This is a genomic window from Bradyrhizobium sp., from assembly GCF_019242285.1.
In the GTDB taxonomy this organism is placed as follows: Bacteria; Pseudomonadota; Alphaproteobacteria; order Rhizobiales; family Xanthobacteraceae; genus Bradyrhizobium.
Genome location: NZ_JAFAVV010000966.1, coordinates 1 through 7,390, shown reverse-complemented (window position 1 = coordinate 7,390; position 7,390 = coordinate 1). Strand labels below are relative to the sequence as shown.

Below are 7,390 nucleotides of genomic sequence, written 5' to 3'. Positions count from 1 at the left end.
TCAGCACCGGATAGTCGTAGAGCCCGACGGAGGCGTTCTCGCGGTCCTTGCCGGCCTTCTCCTTGAACTGGGTCATGCGGTTCAGCCAGCCGATCCGCGCCACGCAGTTGAAGATCCAGGCGAGCTCGGCGTGGCCCGCGACCTGGCTCTGATTGAACACGATGTGCTTCTTCGGATCGATGCCGGCGGCGATGAAGGCCGCAGTCACCTCGCGGGTGTTGCGCGCGAGCTCCGCCGGGCCGCCCCAGACGTCGAGCGGCATGGTGATGGCGTGCATGTCGACCACGCAATAGATGCAGTTGTGGGTCTCCTGCATCTTCACGAAGTTGACGATCGCGCCGAGATAGTTGCCGAGGTGCAGGTTGCCCGTCGGCTGGACGCCCGAAAAGACCCGTTCAACGAATGCCATCGTCCATTTCCCGCTGAGTTCGGTGTGGCCGGTCGTTTGCCACGCAAGGCTCACGCGCGCAAGTCGCGCACGGGTGGTTGGCGGATGGCCTGGACCGCCTCGCGCCAGCCGGTCACGCCGAAGGCGGCCAGCAGCGCGGCATAGAGCGCAAGCCCGGCGGCGATCAGCGCGAGGAGGCCAAGGGCCTGCACGAAGCGGTGCGTGCCCGCACCGAGCGCGCCGGAGAACGGGCCCACAAGCCACAGCAGCGCGCCCATCAGGACTGCGGCGGCGATGATGCGCGGCAGCCGTTGACGGCTCGCCCGCTCGATCGAGAAGCCGAACGTCGCCGCGCCGCTCCGGACCAGGGCCAGTGCCTGGCTCCAGGCGCCGAGCGCGATCGCACCTGCTATGCCGGCGGCGCCGAAGAAGTGACCGAGCAGAACGGCCGCGATGATCGCGACCACGATCGCTTTCAAGGTCGCGATCAGCGGCGCGCTTGTGTCCTCGCGCGCGAAGAAGGCCGGCGACAGCGCCTTGACCAGCACCTGGGCCGGCAGGCCGAGCGCGAGGAACACCAGCGCCCGCGCGGTCGCGGCGGTATCGGTGGCGGCGAAGGCGCCATGCTCGAACAGCAGCCGCACGATCGGCTCGCTCAGCACGATCAGGCCGAGCGTGGCGGGCAGCGCGAGGCCGACCGCGAGCTCCAGCGCGCGGGATTCCGCGTGCGCGATCGCAAGCCCGTCGCCGCCGCGCACCACGCGCGTGAGCTCCGGGATCAGCACCGTGCCCATGGCGACGCCGACAATGCCGAGCGGCAGCTCGATCAGGCGGTTGGCGAAATAGAGCCAGGACACCGCCGACGGCGACGACGAGGCGATGACCGCGCCGGCCACGATCAGGAGCTGCGGCGCCGAGCTTGCGATCATGCCTGGCAGCGCGCGGCCGAGGAAGCCGCGCATCTCGCTATCGAGAATGACACGCAGCGGCGTCGCCAGGCGATCGCCGCGGCGGCGCAGCATCAGGATCGCCAGTTGCAGGAAGCCGGCGGCGCCGACGGTCGCGGCCAGCACCGTCGCGACCGCGCCCGCCTCGTGCGGTGAAGCCAGCAGCGCCAGCATCACCGCAATCAATGCGATGTTGAACAGCAGCGGCGCGAACGCCGTCAGCGCGAAGCGGCCCTGTGCGCTCGACAGCGCCAGCAGCACGGTCGCGGGACCCGCGAAGGCAAGATAAGGCAGCATCAATCGTGCGTCCGTGACGGCGAGTTGCAGCGTCGCGCCGGCAAATCCCGGCGCCACGAGCGCGATCACCCACGGCATCACGAGGCCGATCGCGACGGTGAGCGCGATGAGGCCCGCGCCGATGGTGCCGAGCACACGGCCGGCAAAGCGCCCTGCCGCCGCGTCGCCCTCGGTCTCGCGCAGGCGCAGCCAGGCCGGCACCAGTGCTGCATTCAGCGCGCCCTCGGTCAACAGCCGCCGGATCACGTTGACGAGCTGGAACGCGACCAGGAAGGCGTCCGCCACTGCGCCGGTACCCAATAGCGCAGCGATCATCGCATCGCGGACGAAGCCGAGCAGCCGCGAGGCCAGCGTGCCGGAGGAGACCGTGAGGAAGGCGCGGATCATTGGGCTTCTATAGCAGCACCGGCTGTGATAGGCCGCAGCGTTCCATCGCCGCCAACGGGATTCGACCTGGATGACTGACGCAAAATACGACGTTCTCGGCATCGGCAATGCGCTTTTCGACGTCCTGGTCAAGGCCGATGAAGGCTTTCTGGCCGCGCACGGCATGGCCAAGGGCGGCATGGCGCTGATCGACGAGACGGGGGCCGCCGCGATCTACCGCGACATGGGGCCGGCTGTGGAAATGTCCGGCGGCTCGGGCGCGAATACCATCGTCGGCGTGGCGAGCTTCGGCGCCCGCGCCGCCTATGTCGGCAAGGTCAAGGACGACCAGATCGGACGGATGTATGCCCACGACATCCGCGCCGCCGGCGTCGCCTTCGATACGAAGCCGGCCTCCGACGGGCCTGCGACCGGCTGCTGCTATATCCTCGTCACCGGGGACGGCGAGCGCACCATGAACACCTATCTCGGCGCGGCGCAGGAACTGACGCCCGCCGACATCGACCCGGCGCAGATCGCGGCGGCGAGGATCATCTATCTCGAGGGTTATCTCTGGGATCCGAAGAACGCCAAGGAAGCGTTCGTCAAGGCCGCGACGATCGCGCATCAGGCCGGCCGTCGGGTCGCCCTGACGCTATCTGACGCCTTCTGCGTCGACCGTTACCGCGACGAGTTTCTCGACCTGATGCGCAAGGGCACGGTCGATCTGATCTTCGCCAACGAGACCGAGCTGCATTCGCTGTACCAGACCTCGGATTTCGACACCGCGCTGAAGCAGTTGCGGCAGGACACCAGGCTCGGCGTGGTCACGCGCAGCGAGAAGGGCTGCGTGGTGGCATCGAAGGACGGCGTGGTGGCGGTGCCGGCATTCCCGATTGCCGAGCTCGTCGACACCACCGGCGCCGGCGACCTGTTCGCAGCCGGCTTCCTGTTCGGCCTGGTGCGCGAAGCCGGCCATGAGAACGCCGGCCGCCTCGGCGCGCTCGCCGCCGCCGAGATCATCCAGCACATCGGCGCGCGGCCGCAGGTCTCGCTGAAGGAATTGGCGCAGCGGCAGGGATTGCCGGTGTGAGCTCTCTTAGAGCGTTTTCGAGCGAAGTGGATACCGGTTCGCGTGAAGAAAACGCGTCAAAACAAAGAAGCGTGCCCACCATGCGGAGCAGGACCGTTGAGAGGATAGTGGGCACGTCGCTTCCGCCTTCGCTCTGCGAGCTACGGCGGACGCGGACGCGCCTGGGCCCGCCCTGCGCTTCTCGATGGAATCAGCCGCGTGAATCTGGACGTCAGTCTGCGGGCAGGGCTCCGGCGCCAAAAATCTCTCTGCGCGAAAAACGAAATTTATGAGCGGACTCAAGCAGGTTAGGTCTGTCCAGCCCTCGCAGCGAAAATATTTCTCTTTCCTGTTTTCCGAAATAGATGCTATCTACGCCCATCCCGCCTCCATCGGAGGGGCGTTTCGCCATCGTCACGGACGTGGGAGGCGGGATGCGGTGGACGCGATGATGTTGCCAGGCGAGCGGCATCGCGCGGACGGCGAAGTCGTGTGGTCCTGGCGCCGCGACGCTGGCGTCAAGTTCGCAAGGTGATGATCTTGCGGGCGACGGGGACAAGAAAGCCCGCTCCCCGGGGAGATCACGTATAAGTCGTAAACCATCGCGCAGGGAAGGCCGGGTATTTGCGGCTGAACCTGTGGTTCCTGCCCCGTGCGTTTTTGCTGCACGGGGGCCACGGGCACCAGCCGGTGCCCGGTCTTCCCTGCGCCCTCTGTTGCTTTCGAGGGCGACGTCATTGGCAAAGCTCGGGCGAATCCTGTCGCGAGAATGCGGACGTGTGTCTCGGTGTTTGCGGCGTTCGCCGCTGCGCTCCCTCCCCCGCATCCGCCTTCGCCCGAAGGCGGGCTTCGGCGGACAAGAGGGGGGAGGGAACAGAGTGTGCCACGAAGTAAAAGAGCGATCGGACGACGCAGCTCACGCGGTCTTCGCTGCCTTCAAACCGAGCCGCGACTCCACCGCCTCGCGCATCATGAATTTCTGGATCTTGCCGGTCACGGTCATCGGGAATTCGTCGACGAATTCGACATAGCGCGGGATCTTGTTGTGGGCGATCTGGCCGTGGCAGAACGCGCGCACCTCCTCGGCCGTCAGATTCTCGCCCGAGCGAATCCGGATCCAGGCGCACAGCTCCTCGCCATAGCGGTCGTCGGCGACGCCGAAGATCTGCACGTCCTGGATCTTGGGATGACGATAGAGGAACTCCTCGATCTCGCGCGGATAGAGGTTCTCGCCGCCGCGGATCACCATGTCCTTGATGCGGCCGACGATGTTGCAATAGCCCTCGTCGTCGATGGTGGCGAGATCGCCGGTGTGCATCCAGCCGTTCTCGTCGAGCACGTCGGCCGTCTTCTCCGGCTCGTCCCAATAACCGAGCATCACGCTGTAGCCGCGGGTGCAGAGCTCGCCGCGCTCGCCACGCGGCACGATCCGGCCTTCGAGATCGACGATCTTGACCTCGACATGGGGATGGATGCGCCCGACCGTCGACACCCGCCGCTCGGTCGGATCATCGACCGCGCTCTGGAAGCTCACCGGGCTGGTCTCGGTCATGCCATAGGCGATGGTGATCTCGCTCATGTTCATCTCGGTGTTGACGCGCTTCATCACCTCGATCGGGCAGGGCGCGCCGGCCATGATGCCGGTGCGCAGCGATTTGAGATTGAAGCTCTTGAACTCGGGATGATCGAGCTCGGCGATGAACATGGTCGGCACGCCATAGAGCGTGGTGCATCTCTCCTGCTCGATGGTCTTCAGCGTCGCCAGCGGATCGAAACCTTCGCCGGGATACACCATGGTGGCGCCGAGCGTGACGGAGGAAAGATTGCCCATCACCATGCCGAAGCAGTGATAGAGCGGCACCGGAATGCAGATGCGGTCCTGCTCGGTCAGCCGCATGGCGCGGCCGTTGAAATAGCCGTTGTTGAGGATGTTGTGATGGGTCAGCGTCACGCCCTTGGGCGAGCCGGTGGTGCCGCTGGTGAACTGGATGTTCACGGCATCGTCGAATTGCAGGAGCTTGCCGAGTGCCGTGATCTGCTCGCGGTGACGCTCACCGCCCATGCGCGAGACCTCCTCGAACGGGATCGTGCCGGGGCAGAGCGGCCCGCCGATCTGGATCACCATGCGCAGCTGCGGCAGCCGCGCGGCGCGCAGCTTCGCCGGCTCGGCGGTCGCGAGCTCGGGCAGCAGCGTGTTCAGCATCTCCATGTAGTTGGAGGTCTTGAACGCGGTCGCGGTCACGACCGCGGCACAGCCCACTTTCGAGAGCGCGAATTCCAGCTCGGTCAATCGGTAGGCGGGATTGATCGTGACCAGGATCAGCCCGGCCTTGGCGGCCGCGAACTGCGTCAGGGTCCATTCGGGGCGATTCAGCGACCAGATGCCGATGCGCTCGCCGCGCTCCAGCCCCAGCGCAAGAAAGCCTGCGGCCAAGGTGTCGACACGGTCGGCGAACTCATTCCAGGTCCAGCGCACGCCGTGGCTGGGCGAGATCAGCGCCTCGCGGTCGCCCCAGCGCTCGCGCGCCTTGTCGAGGCTCCGGCCAATGGTCTCGCCGAGCAAAGGCGCATCGGCGATACCGCAAACGTAACTATCCGCGCGTTCGGCCAAGGTCGTCTCTCCCTTCGTGCAGACGAATTCATTCGCGGCATTGTAATCCGCGGCTGGCGGACGGGAAGAGCCGACTTGCGAGGGTGCGGCGGCAGCTTGACGCGGTGCGGCATCGGGTCCTCCTCTGGTAAGGGGAGGACCCGCCGGAGCGTCGGACGCTCAGGCCGCCTTCTGGCCGCCGGTCGCGTCGAGACCGGCATAGACGCCGCGCTCGAAGCCGGCGAAGGCGTCCAGCGCCACTGTGTCCGCGAACGGCAGGAGCTGCATCAGGATGACGCCGGCGACGTCACGCGACGGATCGATCCAGAAATAGGTATTGGCCAACCCCGCCCAGGCGAGGCTGCCGGCGCTGCGGCCCTCCGCGGTCTTGGCGGTGTTGATCAGGAAGCTCAGGCCCCACTTCTTGGCCTGCTCCGGATAGAGGTCGACGTCGTTGGTGTAGGCGGGCGCGGCAGTGACCATCTTGGTGACGTTGAGCTCGCCGATATGGTTCTGGCTCATGGTCGCGACCGTCTCGGGCTTGAGCACCTGGTTGCCATTGCCCTGGCCGTGGTTGAGGATCATCTGGGTGAACCTGATGTAGTCGCCCGCGGTGCCGTAGAGCCCGCCGCCGCCCATGTGGAATTCGGGCTCCTGCTCCATCTCGAACGGAATGCTGGAAAGTGCGCCGCTGGCATCGCGCGCGTGCATGCCGACCAGACGCCGGCGCTGCGAATCGCTGAGCCTGAAGCTGGTGTCGCTCATGCCGAGCGGACCGAGCAGATTGTCGTGCAGATAGGCGTCGAGCCGCTGGCCGCTCGCGGCTTCCACCGCCTTGCCGACGAAGTCGATGTTGGTGCCGTACTCCCAGCGCGTGCCGGGATCGGTGGCGATCGGCGTCCGCAGCGCGTGGTTCTTGCACGAGATGATGCCGGGCGTGCCGGTCTTCTCCAGATATTGGCCCATGTCGCCGTTCCACATGTCGTAGCAGAAGCCGGCGGTGTGGGTCATGAGCTGGCGCAGCGTGATGGGATTCTTCGCCGGCCGCAGCTTCGGCGCGCCGGAGGCGTCGAAACCTTCCAGCACCTGGGGCGAGGCGAGATCGGGCAGGAGCTTGCCGATCGGCTCGTCGAGCGACAGCTTGCCCTGCTCGACGAGCTGCATGCCGGCGGCGCTCGTGATCGCCTTGGTCATCGAGGCGATCCAGAACACACTGTCGACGGTCATGTCATCGTCCTTCGACAGGTCGCGTTTGCCGAACGCGCCCTGGTAGATGGTCTCCTTGCCGCTCGCGGCGATCGCGACGACGCCGGGAAGCTGCCTGGCGTCGGTCTTCTCGCGCAAAAGCTGGTCGATCTGAGCCTGGCTCTGCATGGGTTTCCTCCGGTTTTGTTTGTTGAGAGAGGAACGATCTTCCTCCCGCCCGTCCGACCCGGCAAGCCACGCATGGCTTCAACGGAAACGATCCGGTCGCGATCTCGTGAATGCCCGAAGTAACCTTGAGCAAGGAAAGCGCCGCAGAAGCGATACAGAATGGCCACACTTGCCGTAAATTGCGGCGGAGCTCGCGGATGTGACCGATGGCGAGGCGTGACGAAGCTATGCTCGGGCGTTGGTTGCACTTCGAAAGTTCATTTGCAGTAACGCGTTCAAGACACAGCAGAATTGTGCTGTGCGAATCGGTTTCAAGGGAGTGCGGCTGAAGGTGCCGCAGGGAGTTTTTGATGATT

Annotated in this window: 4 protein-coding genes and 1 pseudogene; 1 reads left to right on the top strand and 4 read right to left on the bottom strand. The window is 65.8% G+C overall.

Features of this window, described 5'->3' with window-relative positions; all coding sequences use genetic code 11:
* Positions 1–409: pseudogene (locus JOY90_RS39500) on the bottom strand (tryptophan--tRNA ligase); the annotation flags it as partial.
* A 50-nt stretch (positions 410–459) separates the two neighbouring features.
* Positions 460–2,019 (bottom strand): murein biosynthesis integral membrane protein MurJ, encoded by a 1,560-nt coding sequence (murJ, locus tag JOY90_RS39495; RefSeq protein ID WP_291696493.1) that lies wholly within the window; start codon positions 2,017–2,019, stop codon positions 460–462.
* Positions 2,020–2,089: 70 nt separating this feature from the next.
* Between murJ and JOY90_RS39490 the strand changes: the two genes are divergently transcribed.
* Positions 2,090–3,091 (top strand): adenosine kinase, encoded by a 1,002-nt coding sequence (locus tag JOY90_RS39490; RefSeq protein ID WP_291696492.1) that lies wholly within the window; start codon positions 2,090–2,092, stop codon positions 3,089–3,091.
* Positions 3,092–3,986: 895 nt separating this feature from the next.
* Here JOY90_RS39490 and JOY90_RS39485 read toward each other — a convergent pair.
* Both JOY90_RS39485 and JOY90_RS39480 read right to left on the bottom strand, forming a co-directional pair.
* Positions 3,987–5,681 (bottom strand): AMP-binding protein, encoded by a 1,695-nt coding sequence (locus JOY90_RS39485; RefSeq protein WP_291696491.1) that lies wholly within the window; start codon positions 5,679–5,681, stop codon positions 3,987–3,989.
* 159 nt (positions 5,682–5,840) lie between these two features.
* A complete protein-coding gene (locus JOY90_RS39480; RefSeq protein ID WP_291696490.1) occupies positions 5,841–7,034 on the bottom strand; it encodes a serine hydrolase in 1,194 nt (397 codons plus the stop codon).
* Between the last annotated feature and the right edge of the window lie 356 nt (positions 7,035–7,390).

Bases quoted from the DNA above. Each gene is read 5' to 3' on its own strand.
- murJ (WP_291696493.1), bottom strand. From the start codon at position 2,019: ATGATCCGCGCCTTCCTCACGGTCTCCTCCGGCACGCTGGCCTCGCGG.
- JOY90_RS39490 (WP_291696492.1), top strand. From the start codon at position 2,090: ATGACTGACGCAAAATACGACGTTCTCGGCATCGGCAATGCGCTTTTC.
- JOY90_RS39480 (WP_291696490.1), bottom strand. From the start codon at position 7,034: ATGCAGAGCCAGGCTCAGATCGACCAGCTTTTGCGCGAGAAGACCGAC.